We start from the raw sequence: 18,743 nt of genomic DNA, 5'->3' as shown, positions 1-18,743 counted from the left end.
CCGATATCCAAACGCTGCAAAATGCACTTGCCAAGGTACTTAGCCTGCGTGGTGTGAGCTACAACTGGAAAGACCCTGAAAAGGACAGCAATACACAGCTTGGTCTGATCGCACAGGAAGTGGAAAAAATCTATCCCGAACTGGTGAAGACCGATAACGAGGGCAACAAGCACCTGCGCTATACCGGCCTGATTGCCCCACTGATAGAGGCCCTTAAGGAGCTGAGTGATGAGAATGCTGCACTGCGCACGGAACTGGAAAGCCTGACCGAAAATCAGGAAGGCCTAAAGGCAGAAGTTGAGCTGATAAAGGAGCAATTGCTGATGCAGGGTAAAGCGAAGTAAAATAGGCCCCAGATAACGCAGGTTGGGCAGATATGCACTAGATAATCAGCAAAATTATCTGTGCGGACCATAAAAACCCGCGCCATCTGCGTGCTATTCAATCAACCAAATAAACTAATGCTTATGGAAAGGTTTAAAATAAAAGCATGGATTACTGTATTGATGTTATCCATTTCAATTGGGCAAGTATGCTCCCAATCGATTTGGATCAATAACAAAGGAACACAGGTTAACATCAAAAAAGGTACCGGAGTCGGGATAGAGGGAAACCTGTTAAATGACAGTACGGGCCTGATCAGCAATTGGGGCATAATCGGAAAAGCTGATTTTGTGGAGAACTACGGCATTATAGATATGAGAGGCGATAGTGCCTCATTAAGCGTTGACAGCAGCCTGCAGTTAAAACATGGAAAAGTCTGGCTCAACAGCAGTTCCCTGGTCATATACAATAGCCACAAAACTGCCATCCAGGAAAACGGGGGGATCATTATAGCCGAAAGACACGATCCTGAAGAAAACATCAAGTGGTTTGTTGGTGAAGATACCGGCACCTATACCATTCCCTTTCATACCGGTTTTCCGTTGACCCCCTCCCTGGGTGATTCATTAGCGGATATTTCCCTTACACTGGAAATCCTAACAGCGGGATCGGAATCAGGCCAGGGAAACCTGGGTGTAAAAACCTATCTCACGCAAATAGATAATTCCCCTTATCCTGAGGAAAACATCAAACTAACGGACAGTACGCACAAAGACATTTCAAAGACAGTAGTCAACAGGTTCTGGGAAGTTGAGTGGAACGATTACACACAAAACCCCTATGCCAATATTACGCTCAAGTACAGCGATGCCGACCTTTTGTCCTCTTTCTCCGGCACTAAAATAGAGGAAAGCAGGCTGAAGGCCCAGCACTGGAACGGAGACAACTGGGATGCGATTGAAGGTACGGTTGACACTGCGAACAACCTGATCCTGATAGACAGCACTTCAAAATCCGGCATCTGGGTATTGGTCGATAGTGCCAACCCATTGTACCTAGGCCCTTTGATCACGCCCCGTATTGTAGACCAGGTTCCCGGACAGTTAAACTCCGGATCCATTACCCTTGATATCAGCGGAGGGGAATCCCCCTATTCCATCCATTGGTCGGATGGGAGTACTTCCCAAACAAAAAACAACCTGAACAAAGGAACCTATGCCGTAACGGTTGTGGATGCCCTATCCGATACCATGACAGCGAATATTAAAGTGGAATACCAAATAGAATGGGCAGACACCTCCGGTGTTGGTATAACCGGGAACAGTGTTGAAAAGACAACTTCATCCCAGGACTTTGATGCCCATGCTTCCTCAAGGAACAGGTTGCTTTCCGGGGAAGATGGGTATATAGAATTTACCGGGGTCAACAGTTCATTGGCCAACGAGTCCTTTTATGTCGGTCTATCGGAATATTACCAACAGGCCACTACCATGCAATACTCCTTTCTATCGAGAACCGGCTTTGTCTATATCTACGAAAGTGGCAATGAAATATTGTTGTGCTCGGCAAATAAGGGCAACCAATTTAAGATCGAAAGGGCCTCTGACAAAATATTCTATTATGTCAATGATACAGTAATAAGAAGTGTGGATACGGACACTACCAAATCACTGCGATTACATGCAGGCCTTGGAAAAAACAAACCACTGGTAGATAGCCTCAGGGCTTCCTTTGATGTGCCATTCGGGTTGGATTATACCGTAACGGATGTAGTGCCCGGCAACACCGTATCCGGTGCGATTTCCCTGGACATATTCGGCGGAAAGACCCCTTATTCCATTCATTGGGCTGATGACCCCACAAGTTCTTCGAACAGGGATAGCCTGGATGCGGGAACCTATGATGTTACAGTGGTTGATGACAACTCTGATACCTTAACGACCTCTATTACCATAGGCCATGAAATAGTATGGAAGGATACCACAGGGGTAACAGTAACGGGAAACAGCATCAGCAAAACTACAGCTGCCCTATCGCTTGTAGCAGGAGCGGCATCAAAAAATTACCTCAGGCCGGGAGAAAACGGGTATGCTGAGTTTGCCGTTGATGATGGAACAAACAACCGGTTTTGGTTTGGTCTGTCAGAACAAAACCTGGATTCCTCTCAATACACCATAGAGTTTGCATTCAAGCGCAGCAATGACTCTATCTATATTGTGGAGAGTGGCAGGAACTTAGGGTTTTTTGCCACCATAAGTACCGGAGACCGGTTCAGGCTGGAAAGGGTTGCAGACAGCATCAGTTACTACAAGAATAATGATTTGCTCAGAATCTTATGGACGGACAGCTCCGAAAAGCTGTTGATCGATGTAACTCTTCCATCGGGTAGTTCGGATTATGCCATCAACAATATCAGCTCATCCTTTGGCATTCCCTTTGGGGTTAATGCTTGGGTTACGGATGCCTGGCCTGCCCAGTATTCCAGTGGTGAAATCGAATTAGAGGTATTGGGAGGAAATGAACCCTTTTCCTATCTGTGGTCGAATGAAGATACAAGTAGAATAAACGATGACATTTATGTAGGTAATTATACTGCAACAGTTAGTGATCAAAGCACTGATACGCTCATATCTGAATCGGAGATAGGGTATAAATTACTCTGGCAATACACGCAAAATACTGCTACTGGTGGTAATTCAGTAGAAAAAACCAGTACATCTACTACAGTTGATGCAGGTGCTTTCTCTAGAAACCATCTTCCTGCCAATGAGGATGGATACGTGGAATTCCTGCTATCATCTGTAAATGAAGACCAAAAATATTATATAGGGTTGTCCAATGGCAACCAGGGCGTAGATGTTGCGACAATGGATTATGCCTTGGAGGTCAACAATGGAAATCTATCTATAGTAGAGAACGGTAACAACAAGGGCAATTTCGGGTTGCTTCTTGTTGGTGATGTAATAAGGGTAGAACGTGAAGGGGACTCCATCAGGTATTCAAAAAACGGAACTGCATTATTGAGCTCACCTACAATTGAAGATGATATACTTTTCATCGATGTAGCTTTGGGTAAAGGCACTCCAAAGATAAGCCGTATCAAGACCAATATTGGGATGATTGCAAACCCATTGACTCTTTACTGGGTAGCTGAAGAAGATTCACTTTGGAGCAATGTAGCTAACTGGTCCAATTATTCCGGGGGCGCGGGAGGTGCGGGTGTACCCGACTCTTTCCGAACGGTGATTTTTAATGCAGGGGCCGTTTACGATTGTTACATGGACAGCAATGCCATTGTAAATGAAATGAGAATCGATTCCGGCTACAATGCCACTATTGATCAAAATGATAAGAACCTCAAAATCCAGCAAAGCCTGGAAATGCACAGCGGTATATGGTTAACAGGAAATGGCAATCTGGATATTGGACAGACTGCAGATTTCTATAGCGGTACTTTTTCAGCTGCAGGTGGAAGTAAAGTTTTTGGAGATAATGTGAGTTTTCATGGTGGAAGTTTCCAGGGGGATTCAGCAGCAATTGAAATAATTGGTGACCTGTCATTGTATGGAGGAAGTTTTACTTCCACAGAAGATACTTTAACCCTTGGTGGTGGCTTGACCGATACAGCCTATGCATTTAATCACAATGATGGAACAGTGATTATTCAGGGCAGTGAAATAGAGCTCAATGGCAGCATGGACTTTTATACGCTTGCCTTTAGTGACAGTAACCAGGTGTACTTGAGTACCAATGATACAATTGGTATTCAGTACCAAATGGTATTGAATGATGCCAACATCCTTATGGACAGCAGTTTTATTAGTATTGCTAACCCTGATTCCAATTCATTGGATTTTGATGATGGTAGGTTGACCATCTCGAAGCAGCAATTTGCAGATAGGTTACAATGGGATATAGGAAACAATACCGGCACCTACAATGTTCCCTTTTATAATAATGGTACCGATGTGGGCATGCAACTACAGGTAACAGAAGCCGGGGATACCAGTATAGGAAAAATAATGTTCAGTACCTATGGTACTGATCCTTTTTATTTTCCAAACAACACACCCTATCCTTCACAGCTAAATGATTATTATGATACCCTATCAACTGACCATTCCCTTTATGTTGTAGACCGGTTCTGGCTGTTGGATGCACTGGATTATGATACGGTGCCCAAAGCGAATAAGTATTTTAAATACATTGATTTTGAACTTGAAGGGGAGAATGATATCTCGGAACTGGATCTGTTTGCAACACTGTGGGACGGTTCTGCATGGGATACCCTGATCGGCACCATAGATACCAGTAGCAATAAGTTCTCGATCGATACCAGTACAAATTACGGCATTTGGACTTTGAATGATTCTGCCAAAACCTACGATACCGGCTCTGAATGTGAAAATGCTATATTGATCAATGACACCCTTGAAACAAGAACCTTCTTTTCCAATGATACAGTAATGTGGTTTAAGTTTAAAGCAAGTCTGGACTCATTCTATTTTGGAATATTACCAACTGCAGATTTTCAAAAAGGTATAAACTTTGATTACAATATTAATAGGCTAACAGTATATCGGGGCATGTGTGACAGCTTGATTTTGGTAAGGGACAGCTTTGATATTGATAAGGGGGCGATCACTTATTTTCTTTCCAACCTGGCAGTGGGCGACACCTACTATGTTATGGTAAAACAAGACTATAATGAGCAGTCCTTTTTTCGGTTTAGATTAAAAGCAGATCCTCCATGCAGTCCTCTACCGCCACCAAGTGATATAGTTCCAGCCCCCAATAGATTATGGGTTGAAACCTTTGATGGAACGGAATGGAACGAGCCTACAATTCCAAATATTGCCTGTGGTGAAATCAAAGTGAAATGGTGCTTCAGTGATATGCATGTAAGTTGTATATATGGGATAATGTGGTATGTGAGTTTAAACGGAACTGTACTATCCTCAACTGATGTTGGGCTTGGTAATTTACCATCTCCAAATGACATAGTTCATTGCCAAAATGTAACTCCAGCTCCTTTTGACTATTGTAATCAAGTATACAACGGTCAAACACCGACTTGGGTGAGTGCAAATGATGACGATGAAATTATAATAGAACTTCCAGTGGGAGGCCCCTATGAATTTAATGCTTATTTATATGAAATAAGCCTCGGTGACCCTTGTTATGGGTCTACTCCATTACAAAACTTCACTCCACCATTTTACATAATGAGTCCATCAGGCACAACTGACCCAAGGACCCTGGATGTCACCCCTGATCCTGTATGTGGCAATGAGTGTGTAGAGGTGGAATGTGTGGACTGTATACCGCCAGACCCTTATCATCCACATGATATTACATGGACATTAATAAGAACTGATTTTCCACCCCAAACAATTAGTGTTGTCAGCAATAGTCAAGATTTAGAACAAACATTTTGTAATCTCCAACCAGGTCACTATACCGTTTCTGTTGAAGAAGAACATCCTTCATGTGGCACAGCTTATGGAGAATATAGTTTTGAAGTAAAAGCCATTGACTTTAGTCATTCAATATCTAATTGTAACGTATTACAATTAACTGACCTTTCAAATTGCTTGACCAATAACAATAGGATTTGGATCATTAGACGCAATAATATTTTTTTAGCAAACTCAACTCAACAAAATCCACAATTCATCAACCTGCCACCTGGTGGAAATTACCAAGTATGTCTTTTAAATAAAAATAATAATTATAGAGGAGTGTGTAAGCCGATATCAATCCCAGGAGATCCTCCTCTCCCTGAAATAAGCGGCCCTACTGAATGTCATTCTTCCCCAATGACTTATACTGTTACAAATCACCAACCAGGTTTTGACTATGATTGGGTTACTAATTTGCCCTCAAATGCACTTATTGATGGTGCTACACCTACAGGGCCAAATGCCAGTATTTATTGGACCGATCTTGATGGAGGTGATATATGTGTTACAATAACCGATGACAACGGGTGCACATCATACAATTGCTATACTGTGGCCTCCTGCTGTAATCTGGATATAGAACTTAGTGGAACTTTCGATAATTGCTCTACTTGCCGGGAATACACAATAGAAAACCCAAATCCAAATGTTGTTTATACCTGGGATATAGTGGGCTGCCAGGGCTGTCCCACACAGATATTATCTCCACCTGCGGATTACACCCAGGAAATATGTTGGGAAAGCAATGCATCTACCGGGGTTATGGATGACGGTATTGACAGGAGCATTACAATTTCTGCCTGTGACAGTGAGGAAGAATTTGAGGTGAATATGTGTTGTGAAGGAATCAAATATGGCTCCTATTTCCCAAAACATATTTCGGACGGAGAATCCGTAACATCTCTTTTACCAGTTCAAGGAACTTTTTACAACCCATATTTACAGCCAGTTCCCGGGGGGTTCCAATTATCGGGTGGTCTAATATTTATTAATGGAACATTTACAATTGATCAGGATCTGGTCATTGAAGACGAAGGAATACTATTTGGAGCAAATGCCCGCCTGTTGATACAAGACGGGGTTACTTTATCTATCAGGTCTTCTCAAATACCTCAATCAAATACCGTATTTGGTCAAGACCATCATTGTGCACCCAACATGAACCATTTAACAACACTGCGGGCAGGCTGCTGCGATATGTGGGAGGGTATCCATATTGAACAAGGAGGTACTTTAATTATGGACGGTGTTATAATCAGGGATGCATACAATGCTATCGTCTCCCACGGGAACGAGGCTGCCTTTATTGTCAGGAACAGTGTTTTTCATGAAAACCTAAGGCATATTGTAGTTGAGGAATTTACGGGCAACCATAATTCAGCACTTGCAAATAATATATTACAAAGCTTTGGGGATATGATACCCCCTGCACCCAATAATGGGTGGACGGATATTGGGATTGATGTTGACCATGGAGGATCAGTCAATATTGGTGTGCCAGGCTTAGGAGGCACCAATGAAATAATAGGGGCAGGCATTGGTATAAATCTTTTTGATGTTAACGCCAATATAGACAATAATTTCATAGAGGGTGTTAACGCCAACCAACCCAGTATTGGCGTGAATGCATTTGTGGATTTACCGAGGTTTGGTGAACCAAGCCTCAATGTAGGCAACTTGACACAGAATACCTTTATTAATTGTAATACAGGCATAGCTACCGACCGATATGGACGCACGAATATTAGCAACAATGCATTCACTCAGCAAGCCACCCGAGGAAAGGCCATACATATTAGAAACAGCCCTCATCCTGGTTTTAACGTACATGTTCCAAATTGTTTTCCATTTTGTGTTCCGTTTCAACCAATTACAATTACTCTTAATAGAGCCAGCCGCAACCTGGTGCACAACAATACCATTAACAATGGGATAGTTGGTATTCATTTAGAGGATAATAGTAACTTTATTGATGTTAATGAAAACGAGATTACCATGAATACAACAAGTCATCTTTTAAAAGGTGGAATTTGGGTTATGAACTCGAATTTAAATCCAGCCCATACTTCACCGAGTATAAATATTGCTAATAATGACATCGAGAGTGTCTATTCCGGTATACAACTATGGAATGGTAGAAATGCAACAGTCACAGAAAATAATATTTCAATAATACCCCCCAATACTACATTTTTTAACTTTACTGAACTTGGCTACCGCGCTGGGATAAATGTTGTTTCATCTCCTAATTCTGATGTTGAATGTAATATAATAAGTGGTACTTCACCACAACAAGATGCTATTGAATATGGAATACAACTACGAACCACCAATGGCACTATTGTTAGATGTAATGATATCAGCGACGTGGGGAGATCAATGAATTTCTTCGATGCTAACATAGGTACGCAGATAAGAGATAATAATTTTGTAGATTCTTGGGTTGGGGTAGGATTAGAACCAACTGCCGTTTTAGATCCCCAGGGAAGTGATTTTACAAATGAGACATTTGACAATGAGTGGATTGGAGCATTTGGAATGAATACAATACACGGATATAGTAATGCTTTAGTTCGTAACTTCCCGTTTTTTGTAAGAGATAACTTAAGCGATAATTATAGGCCCGGTCCTGGCATTGGCGCTAGCAATTCGGGAGGTCTTCCCGTAATGCCTTTAGCACCCGAAATAACTTCAAGTAATGGAGTTTACAACTGTAGTAATTCGGGATGTTTTATTGAAAGGGCTATTGTAATCGGTCCGTTAACCCCAATATTGTGGTTTAGAAAAGTTATTCAAGATGATATTGATATCCCTCAAGACTCTTTAGAAACAAGATGGTGGCTGAGAGATGGAGTTTATCAAGTTCTTGAAGATCAGGATTCTTTAATCCAAACTGATACTGTACTTGAGAACTTTGTAAAGGGTTATACCAATGAATCTTTAACTCCAAAATTAAATACAGTCCAGGAAAAGATAGTGGATTACGTGGAAGGTATTAATAGTGAAGATACTTATGAAATTCTTGTCAATGAACTATCAAATTTAAATACTACTGGAGCTTTTGAAATGGAGACAAACAGGATAACATATTTAGAAAGTTATTTGAAGTTTCATGAGGGAGTTGACTCTGTCTCATCTGTTTCTGATATTGAGGAGTTGGCTGAAAGATGTGTGTTCTACGGAGGTCCATCTGTAAACGAGGCAAGAATGTTTATGTTTAATGAATTAAGTAATTATACATGGTCAAAAATTGATAGCATCTTTAATGGAACTTTAAACTGGAAAATTGATTGCAGCAGCAGTAGTAGTAAATTGGGAAGGTTAGAGGAAATAATTAAGGAGTCTCTTGAAGAGAGCTTACCAAAAAAGAGATATGAACTGCTGCCTAATGTATATAGTTCCGAAAGGAACGGACAAGTTAAATTATATGAGGAAGAAACAGGTCATATTAATGTTTATTCAGTTTCAGGTTCACAGTTGATAAGTAGGCATTTGGTCAGCGGTTCAAATACAATTAATTTAAACGCACTTAGCAAGGGTATATATATCTATGAAATTATCGTAAATGAAGAGATTAAGAAAACTGATAAGATTATTATTGTTCAGTAAAATTGTATTTCTATCCTTTTTTTGTAGTGAAGTTTCTGCTCAAAAAGAAAACCGAAATTGGGTTTTTGGTTATAATTGTGGCATAGATTTCAGTGACTTGAATAATCCAAGGGTTTTTGAATCTAACATTGGTCAATGCTATGAAACTGCAGCATCAATTTCAGATAGTTTAGGTAATTTAAAGCTTTACCTGGGAGAAACTCAACTAAATTTTGGTATTGAAATATTTAATTCAGATGGCAATAGAATTTATAATTCGGATATAAAACTTGTAAATTCTTTTTCTAAAGGAGCTTTTTTTTTACCTGGTTTATCAAACAAGGAGCATTATTATTTGCTATACACTGCTCCCATGGAGGATAGTATTTGTCCCCGTAATGGAACATCTTTATGTTTTGGTATTCATTATAGTTTAATAGATATTTCAAATGACAGTGCGAGAATAATAGAAAAAGATATTTCATTAGGTAGTCAAGAAGTTTATGAGGGCATAAATGCTGTTAAACATTTAAATGGCAAAGATTGGTGGATTATTGCAAAAGAAATGCCAAAAGACGGATTGTGTACTAATACATTCATAACATACTTATTAACTTCAGATGGTTTTGAAGGACCATTCAATCAGGACATAGGACCATCTTATTGCAATAGACCTTCAGATCCAGGAGCAGGTATTGTAATAGCGAATAGCGGGTCTAAAATGGTTTTTCATGGTTATTCAGACCTAGAAGTATTAGAGTTATTCGAATTCGATAGATGTGAAGGTGAACTTTACAATTACCAAAATTTGGATAGCAATAAATTATCTGAGATTTATGGATGTGAGTTTTCACCTGATTCTGACCTATTGTATATAACAGAATTAAGGAATGCTAACAGAAATAATGTTTCAAAACTTACACAAATTGATCTTGATAATCTTAAAAAAACAACCATTTGGTCAGATTCAAGTATAGGTCTAAATGATTTTACATTAACTCAATTAAAATTAGCGCCTGATAATAAAATATATGTTTCTTACAGCCAAAGAGACTTTCGCTTAACAAAATTCAATCAATACAATAATCATTTAAGCTTTATCAATTTCCCAAATAGAAAAGGAACGAACTGTGATTTTAATCCATTTGAATTTGAATTAGCAGACAGTTCCTATGCTTTTCTTGCGTTACCTCACATGCCCAATTACAACCTCGGTCCCACGGGTATTTACAAGGCAGATGCAGGAAATGATACTTTGCTCTGCAAAAGTTATATGAATGGTGTGAAATTGGGTACACCGGCTATTGCAGGGTTGAGCTATTCATGGTCGCCTACTAAGGGGCTCGACAATTCCAGTATAGCACAACCTACTGCCAATCCAGACAGTAATATGAAATACACGCTTACTATTACAGATGACAATACAACTTCCAGTTGTAATCAAAGAAAGGATAGTGTATATGTGAAGGTAGAAACCTGCACAAGTATCCAGGTAAGAGAATCTAAAGACGTAAAGGTTTTTCCTAATCCAACTTCAGAAACGATTTATTTTCAAACTGAACAAACAAGCATCCAGAACATTAAGATTTACAGCTTAGTTGGAGAGAAGGTACTTACAAGTGATAAACAGTATGTAGAAATCTCCCAGTTACCAAAAAGCACCTACATTTACCGTGTGTTTTTAAAAAGTGGAGAAACTATTTCTGGAAAATTTGTAAAAGAGTAATTCTTATTGAAATACTTATTTAAATCCTTTCATTATTATTCATAAAATCACCCGCTCTTTTTGAGATTTTTTTAGAAACATAATCATTACCCTCAATCTTCAATATCGTCTGCCTGTCTATCTTTATAAGCTTAATTAACTCTTTTACAGTCACACCATTTTCAATCCGGTATTGATAGAGTTTTTCTCCGATGGTCTTTGCCTTTTTTATACAAGGATTATACCCTAAGAATGTTATGATCTTAGGCATTTGTTTGATAGTCGGTTTTGACCTTCCTTTTTCCCAAAAGGTGATCGTGTCGGTGGTAACTCCAATGATTTGAGCTACATCTTTTTGATACAATCCTAAGTCTAAGCGTTTCTTTCGGATATGATCACCAATTGTTGTAATTTTGGTGGGGTATGCGACTGGCTTTGGTTTTAGTGCTTTTAACGTCTTTTTTAAAATGGGGTACGCAACCATGCCCTTGTGGCTACTACAACCACCCCGAAAAGGAATGCGTATGTGCACCGGGTATGGTACAAAAGTACTTAAACAAAATATCCGGCCCATTGCTCGATCGCATTGATCTGCATGTGGAAGTCACCCCTTTATCCATTTCTGATTTGGCTGAAAAACGGGAAAGCGAAAACAGCAATGTCATTCGCGAAAGGGTGATTAAAGCGAGGGCCATTCAGGAAAAGCGATTTGAACAGCACGATGATGTGTATTGCAATGCGCAGATGACCTCTAAAAATGTAAAGGAATATTGCCAACTGAATAAAATCAGCCTGAACCTGCTGACCAAGGCCATGGAAAAATTACAGCTTTCGGCCCGCGCCTACGATCGCATTCTGAAAGTAGCCCGCACCATTGCCGATTTGGACAATAAGGCAGAAATTGATGCCAGCCATATTGCCGAGGCCATACAGTTTAGAAGCTTGGATCGGGAGAATTGGGCGGGGTGATTTTTAAAGTGAACTAATTATTGAAGGTTCTAATTTTTAGAAACACAAAATAGATTGAATCATGAGTTTACAGTATGTTATTGACAGTAAAGGAAATAAAACTGGTGTGTTTATCCCTATTAAAAAATGGGAAAAGCTTAAGAAAGCCTTTAAGGAGCTTCAAAAGGAACCAGTATCAGAAACTTCCGAAGAAGAAATTTCTGAAGGTTTGAAAGATGCTTTAAACCAAGTGAAATTACATCAGCAAGGAAAGATCAAACTTAAGTCTGCAAAAGAATTACTTGATGAGCTTTGAAATTGTTTATACTGATAATTTTAAACGTGAGTTAAAACGGCTTATTAAGAAACATCGCTCAATCAAAAATGATCTAAAAATACTCATCGAGCAATTGGAAGAAAATCCTGAAATGGGGGTTTCAATTGGTTCAAATTGTTTTAAAATCAGGCTTGCAATTGCTTCAAAAAGAAAGGGAAAATCAAGTGGTGCAAGAATTATCACCCAGGTATTTGTTTCAAACAGGTATGTTTACTTACTCTCCATTTATGATAAAAGCGACAAAGAAAATATTCGTGATAAAGAGTTGAAAAAACTTCTAATAAGCCATGATAAAAACAACCAAAATGAAAATCGAATTTACTACCAAAGCGGAGAGCAAACGCAAACAGCAGGAGGAATTCCTAAAGCTCAAACCCATTGAGCGGCTCAGGCTGTTTTTTAAGATGATGGAAGAATCCCGGAAACTTCCACAAATGAAAAAGGAAAAACCCAACAACAATTTCATTATTGAACTGAAATCCAAAAAATAATGGAAGCCTGGCATTCACAGATTATGGAATTTATCTTATTAGCCAATGAAGAAGGTGTGAAAATGCTAATGGTTGGTGGTGCTGCCGTAAATTATTATGGTTATCAAAGGCATTCTGCCGATGTTGATTTTTGGATTGATACAAGCAGTCAAAATTTAAAAAAGCTGCTCGTTGTTTTACAGAAGCTGGGCTATGAAATTGATGCTTTACCAGAATCGGTAAAAAACAAGCAACAAAATATTTCCCTGAAATTTTCACCCGAAATATTGAATATAGAATTGATTACCAATTTTTCAGTCAACAAGTCATTTGAGGAAGCATATAAGGATGCTGATATTGAAAATGTTGAAGGTCAAAAATTCTGGCACATCATCTCTATTGACGACCTAATTACCAGCAAACTAAAATCGGGAAGAAATAAAGATTATTTAGATGTAATGGAATTGAAAAAATTACACGGGAAATAATTGGCACAAACTCTCACAAATTCTTCCAGCCATCCACAGGAAAAAAGTAGCGGATCAATATTCCAAAATAATCCCCTCTGATTGGTGAAACCACAGTTTTTTGGGCAGGGCCATTGTAATCATACACCACCTCGTTGTCGTACATATTCAGTATAAAAATATTGTAGGAAAAGCCCAAATAGAAAAAGCCGTAATCCTTTGTGCGGTATTCAAAGCCGTAATTTAAAAAGAAAGAAGGCGTAACCCAAGAGCGCTGAATGGTGCCTTGCAAAATATCATCATTTGAGCTGATAATGTCCTTGGGCAAAAAATTGGCAGCCGCTCCCAGGGTGATGGACATTAAAAATTCAGGTGTCAAATGCACATAATAAGTAGCGCCCAAAGGTATTTCGTAATTGATGGCACGCACTTTTAGCGCTTCCAACTTAATATCATCTATTTGCGCATCCAATGTAAAATGCCTTCTGATATAGCCTATACCTGTTTGCATGGCAAATTTGCCCGAAAGCCCAAAGCGGATCATTGCTGCAGCTTTGAATCCTGAATTAGGAGTTCTCGTTACCTGAAAATTGTCATCCTGCATTTCAGTAGCCGTAATCCTGAAAAGATTACTGGGTATAATAGGGGAAATTTCAACGCCAAAAGCCACGGGGTCTTTGGGTCTTTTCTCCTGAGCATTAACAATTTCCATACAAAAAAAAAGTGCGGAAAAAACCAAGAGGAAAATAGGATACGATTTAAATGTCATGGGAAGCAGGGGAAATATTTTCAGGCAAAAATAAGGATTAGGAAGAAGCTTTTTCTAAATGCAATTTTAATACCTCCCAAACATTCTCGGCCACAATTTTATGCCCCTCGGGATTGGGGTGTATGCCATCTTCTAGGTTCAGTTCTGATTCCCCTGCAACGCCCTCCAATAAAAAAGGGAGGAAAAGCACCTCTTTTTCCTCGGCCACCTTGGGAAAAATGGCATTAAAGGCAGTGCCATATTTTTCGCCCATATTTGGAGGCACCATCATCCCTGTCAAGATAATTTTAGCATCGGGGGCTTTTTCACGCACCTTATCTATCATAGATTTTAGGTTCTTTTCCGTTTCACTTTCGGGAATACCGCGCAAACCGTCATTGCCGCCCAATTCCAATACAAAAATAGACACGGGCTGTTGCTGCAAAACCCAGTCAATCCTACTATTGCCGCTTGCAGTGGTTTCACCGCTCACACCTGCATTGATCACTTTATAATCATAGTTTGAAGCATCGATGCTGTCCTGAATGATGGAGGGATAAGCTTCCTCAGGCTCCACGCCATATCCGGCCGTTAGGCTATTGCCAAAAAACAAGATTACTTTGGCAGATTCCTTTTTGGATGGTTTTTTCTCTTCCTTTTCCGGAAGATTATTTTGTTCCTTTTGGGAGTTGTTTTGATTGCAAGCCAACAAAAAAGCAAAAGCTAAAATTAAAAGGGGAAATGTTATTTTATTTGAAATCATGTGATTTGATTATTTAAACTCAAAACATTTTAAGCAAGTCTAAGTTTGTAAATTGCATTACAATTTGAGAATGCCTGAAATTACAAAATGTAAGCTTCATTCCTTTTTTAAAAAATAAATTTCCAAAATAGCTATTCACTTACAATAATGATAGAAGCAAACGTACTCAACGTAAAAAATCTAAGCAAAATCTTTATTTCCGGCTCAAAAGAACTCAAGGTTTTGGATAATGTAAATTTTGAGGTAGCAGCCGGGGATTCCATTGCCATAGTGGGCACTTCTGGCAGTGGAAAAACAACCCTGCTTGGCCTCTGTGCCGGATTGGATCACGCCAGCTCTGGATCGGTAGAACTCAATGGCATTTCACTGAACGGATTAAATGAAGACGAGCGTGCGATGGTCCGCAACCAACATGTAGGTTTTATTTTTCAAAATTTCAATTTAATGCCCGGGCTTACCGCGCTGGAAAATGTGATGATTCCTATGGAGCTGAAAGGTGAAAAACAGGCGCAGGAAAAAGCATTGGCTTTACTGGATAAGGTAGGATTGGGAGATCGTGCCAACCACTATCCCACACAGCTTTCGGGCGGAGAACAGCAGCGTGTTTCCATTGCCCGAGCTTTTTCCAATAACCCCACAATTTTATTTGCCGATGAACCTACCGGAAATTTAGATGAAGAAACTGGAGCGACTATTGAATCCCTGATTTTTGAACTGAACAGAGCCAATAATACCACGCTGGTCATTGTTACGCACGATATGGCATTGGCTAAAAAAACAAATCGCATTTTGACGATGAAAAGAGGTGAAATTTATGAAGCTTAGATTTAGCCTATTCTTCTATTGACTATATTTGTAATTATGAAAGTTTATGTTGATACATCTGTTTTCGGGAGTTACTTTGATAAGGAATTAAAAAATGCTTATTTACCTATTGAAATACGAAGCCCAAGAGAAATTTTAAAGAAATGAAGAATAAAGATTTTGATGCCGTTAAAATGGTTCGCAAGATTCGCGATAAGTCAAGTATTGGATACTTTTCCAATAAAAAAAAGTGGTTAAAGGATTTGTCTGACTTGCAAGGAGTCTCCATACAAGAAAAACCACCAAAACGTGAAAACTCAAATAATCCTACCGCTTAAAAAATGAAGTCTATTCTTTTTATTTTTTGCAAAAAAAATTAACAATATCAATCGTCTTAATAACTTCCTTCCTTTTGCATTCAATGTAGATTTAAAGCATCAACTTAACCTATGAATTGGCAGTGGCTGATAAAAATGGCATGGCGCGACAGCCGGAAAAACAAGGGAAGGCTTGCGCTTTTTACCAGTAGTATATTGCTGGGCATTGCCGCTTTGGTGGCCATCAATTCATTTGCCGTCAATTTAAAAAGTCAAATAGACAAAGAAGCGAAAAGCCTGCTGGGAGCTGATTTAGAGGTCAAAAGCAGACAGCCCATTCCCAGCGAGGTTTACGCTATGCTGGACTCATTGGAACTGGAGCAAATCCGTGAAATCAGCTTCGCCTCCATGGTCTATTTTCAATCCAGTGGGGAAACCAGATTGGTGGAAGTAAGGGGCGTAGAAGGCGATTATCCCTTTTACGGCACTCTGCTTACCGAGCCAGAATCCGCTGCCAAAAAAATCAATAAAAAAGGCAGTTCCCTCATAGATAAAAGTCTGCTCTTGCAATTTAAGGCCTCTATTGGAGATACCGTGCGCATTGGCAATTCGCCCTTTATTATCGATGGAAGTATTTTGAGCATTCCCGGTCAATCGGCCATTCGCTCGGGCGTGGCACCTCCGGTTTTTATTCCCTACCATCAAATTCCGGAAACAGGGCTTTTGCAAAAAGGCAGCCGAATCAATTACCGTGCTTACGTAAAATATCCCGATGATTTTGATCCTGCAGTTTTTGAGAATTTGATCAAGCCAAGATTAAAGGCACTCGATATTGGTTTCGATGATGTCGAAGAACGCAAAAGGGAATTGGGAGAAGCCTATTCCAATTTATCTGGTTTTCTCAATCTCACTGCTTTTGTCGCACTACTTCTGGGATGTATTGGCGTGGCCAGCTCAGCGCATATTTATATCAAATCAAAAGTCAATTCCATTGCAGTACTGCGCTGCTTGGGAGCAACGGGCAATCAAAGTCTGTGGATTTATCTCTTGCAAATTTCCGCCATGAGTTTTGTAGGCGCTGCTTTGGGCGCAATACTGGGCAGTTCCATTCAGTTTATTTTGCCCCAATTGTTTGAAAGCTTTTTGCCTTTCGAAGTCAATTTAAGCATCAGTTGGATTTCCATTTTTCAGGGAATTGTTTTGGGCTTGTTCATTGCCGTACTTTTCGCATTGACTTCCCTGTTGAATATCCGCAAAATCTCTCCACTAAAAGTCTTGCGCGCTTCTTATGAAAACAATGAGCAAGACAAAAATGTCTATTGGGTCTATGCTTTGCTCATCCTGCTGATTTATGCATTTTCTTATTTCCAATTGGGAAATCTGTTGCGCGCCCTCTTTTTCACGCTGGGTCTGCTGCTTTCCTTTGGCATATTGACAGCTTTGGCTCGCATCGTAATGTGGCTATTGCGCAGGTATTTTCCGCGCCAAAGTTCTATGGTTTTGAGGCAGAGCCTGTCCAATTTGTACCGCCCCAATAACCAAACACTGGTACTGATAGTGAGTATTGGCCTGGGTACGGCATTGATTACTACATTGTTCTTAAGTCAAGGCCTACTGCTGGAAAAAATCAAATTTTCCTCCAAGGCAAAAAACCAGCCCAATATGGTATTGTTCGATGTGCAGGACGATCAAAAAGAAGCACTGCATGAAATGACCGACAGCTTGGGATTGCCCGTATTGCAAAAAGTACCGATCGTGAACATTCGCTTGCACAGCCTGCGCGGAATGACACCAAAGGAAATTAAAGCCGACAGTACCATTAAGGTAAAAAAATGGACACTGGATCGGGAATACAGGGTTACTTATCGAGATTCCCTCAGCGAATCGGAATCAATAGTGCAGGGCGAATGGCAGGGCAAACTTGAAAATCCGGGTGATAGTATTTTTGTTTCCTTGGCGGAAAATATTGCAGAAGATATGCTGGCAGAGGTGGGCGACCCCATTGCCTTTAATGTACAGGGCGCCATCATCCAGACCTACGTAGGCAGTATCCGAAAAATAGACTGGCAGCGCATGCAAACCAATTTCATGGTGGTATTTCCATCGGGCGTTTTAGAAAAGGCCCCCAAGTTTCACGTTTTGCTCACCCGCTACGATTCCATTCCCCAATCTGCCCTCTACCAAAGAGCAGTCGTGCAGCGCTTTCCCAATATCTCCATCATCGACCTGAAACTCGTGCTCAGCACAGTCGATCAATTGCTGGGCAGGGTATCCTTCGTCATTCAGTTTATGGCATTTCTCAGCATTTTCACCGGACTCATCGTATTGATCGGCTCGGTACTATTGAGCAAATACCAGCGGCTTTGGGAAAGTGTTTTGCTCCGTACCTTAGGTGCTAGCCAATTCCAGATTTTGAGCATCAATGCGCTGGAATATTTCTTTCTGGGTAGCCTGGCAAGTCTCAGCGGAATTTTCATTGCCCTTGTCTCCACCTGGTTTTTGTCCTGGTACAGTTTCAAAGCCATTTTCGCCCCCACTTTTCTACCGCTGCTCATCACATACCTCAGCATCACAACTATCACCGTATTGATCGGCCTTAGCAACAGCCGCGAAATCATCAACAAAACACCCTTAGAAATTTTACGAGGTGAATAAATGAGATGTAGCAATTCCCAAATAAAAAATAAATAAATAGTCAAATGCAAAAATAATCTGGGCGTGTTTACCGGGCTGATCCGCTCTATCTTTTGGGCTGGGGCAAAGTGTTGCAAATGGACTTTGGAAAGAGCTTCCGCTGGTCGCTTTCCCAA

General features: G+C 40.1%; 13 protein-coding genes. 10 read left to right on the top strand and 3 right to left on the bottom strand.

The window, feature by feature from the left end; all coding sequences use genetic code 11:
• The 3 genes from WD048_08900 to WD048_08890 form a co-directional block, all read left to right on the top strand.
• Positions 1-344 (top strand): tail fiber domain-containing protein (locus WD048_08900; GenBank protein ID MEX0812322.1); only part of this gene is annotated, 344 nt, incomplete at its 5' end.
• Positions 345-467: 123 nt separating this feature from the next.
• Entirely contained in the window at positions 468-9,395 is an 8,928-nt protein-coding gene (locus WD048_08895; protein MEX0812321.1) for a T9SS type A sorting domain-containing protein, read from the top strand.
• Positions 9,352-11,100, top strand: coding sequence for a T9SS type A sorting domain-containing protein (locus tag WD048_08890; GenBank protein ID MEX0812320.1), 1,749 nt, complete (start codon positions 9,352-9,354; stop codon positions 11,098-11,100). The genes WD048_08895 and WD048_08890 overlap by 44 nt, the downstream gene beginning before the upstream one ends.
• A 19-nt stretch (positions 11,101-11,119) precedes the next feature.
• Here WD048_08890 and WD048_08885 read toward each other — a convergent pair whose 3' ends face one another.
• Positions 11,120-11,563, bottom strand: a complete 444-nt coding sequence (locus tag WD048_08885) for a helix-turn-helix transcriptional regulator (GenBank protein MEX0812319.1) — start codon at positions 11,561-11,563, stop codon at positions 11,120-11,122.
• Here WD048_08885 and WD048_08880 point away from each other — a divergent pair.
• The 4 genes from WD048_08880 to WD048_08865 all read left to right on the top strand — a co-directional run bounded on the left by WD048_08880 (position 11,503) and on the right by WD048_08865 (position 13,322).
• Positions 11,503-12,048 carry an ATP-binding protein gene (locus tag WD048_08880; protein MEX0812318.1) on the top strand — a complete coding sequence of 182 codons (546 nt, stop codon included), beginning with the start codon at positions 11,503-11,505 and terminating at the stop codon, positions 12,046-12,048. The two genes, WD048_08885 and WD048_08880, sit on opposite strands and share 61 nt — an antisense overlap.
• Before the next feature lie 61 nt (positions 12,049-12,109).
• Positions 12,110-12,343 (top strand): hypothetical protein, encoded by a 234-nt coding sequence (locus WD048_08875; GenBank protein ID MEX0812317.1) that lies wholly within the window; start codon positions 12,110-12,112, stop codon positions 12,341-12,343.
• Positions 12,333-12,746, top strand: a complete 414-nt coding sequence (locus WD048_08870) for a type II toxin-antitoxin system RelE/ParE family toxin (GenBank protein MEX0812316.1) — start codon at positions 12,333-12,335, stop codon at positions 12,744-12,746. The genes WD048_08875 and WD048_08870 overlap by 11 nt, the downstream gene beginning before the upstream one ends.
• Positions 12,747-12,878: 132 nt before the next feature.
• Positions 12,879-13,322, top strand: coding sequence for a nucleotidyltransferase (locus tag WD048_08865; protein ID MEX0812315.1), 444 nt, complete (start codon positions 12,879-12,881; stop codon positions 13,320-13,322).
• A 13-nt stretch (positions 13,323-13,335) separates the two neighbouring features.
• Here the strand turns inward: WD048_08865 and WD048_08860 are convergent, their stop codons facing one another.
• Together WD048_08860 and WD048_08855 are read right to left on the bottom strand one after the other, a co-directional pair.
• Complete coding sequence (locus WD048_08860; GenBank protein ID MEX0812314.1) at positions 13,336-14,013, bottom strand: outer membrane beta-barrel protein; 678 nt, start codon at positions 14,011-14,013, stop codon at positions 13,336-13,338.
• Between the two features lie 94 nt (positions 14,014-14,107).
• Complete coding sequence (locus WD048_08855; GenBank protein ID MEX0812313.1) at positions 14,108-14,812, bottom strand: arylesterase; 705 nt, start codon at positions 14,810-14,812, stop codon at positions 14,108-14,110.
• A gap of 147 nt (positions 14,813-14,959) precedes the next feature.
• Between WD048_08855 and WD048_08850 the strand changes: the two genes are divergently transcribed.
• The 3 genes from WD048_08850 to WD048_08840 all read left to right on the top strand — a co-directional run bounded on the left by WD048_08850 (position 14,960) and on the right by WD048_08840 (position 18,588).
• Positions 14,960-15,637, top strand: coding sequence for an ABC transporter ATP-binding protein (locus WD048_08850; GenBank protein ID MEX0812312.1), 678 nt, complete (start codon positions 14,960-14,962; stop codon positions 15,635-15,637).
• Positions 15,638-15,780: 143 nt separating this feature from the next.
• A complete protein-coding gene (locus WD048_08845; GenBank protein MEX0812311.1) occupies positions 15,781-15,954 on the top strand; it encodes a hypothetical protein in 174 nt (57 codons plus the stop codon).
• Positions 15,955-16,065: 111 nt separating this feature from the next.
• Positions 16,066-18,588 carry an FtsX-like permease family protein gene (locus WD048_08840; GenBank protein MEX0812310.1) on the top strand — a complete coding sequence of 841 codons (2,523 nt, stop codon included), beginning with the start codon at positions 16,066-16,068 and terminating at the stop codon, positions 18,586-18,588.
• Positions 18,589-18,743: the final 155 nt, after the last annotated feature.

It is taken from the genome of Chitinophagales bacterium (assembly GCA_040877935.1).
GTDB lineage: Bacteria > Bacteroidota > Bacteroidia > Chitinophagales > CAIOSU01 > JBBDNB01.
Note: the sequence above shows the minus strand (reverse complement) of the source record. Positions and strands in the feature narration are given on the sequence as shown.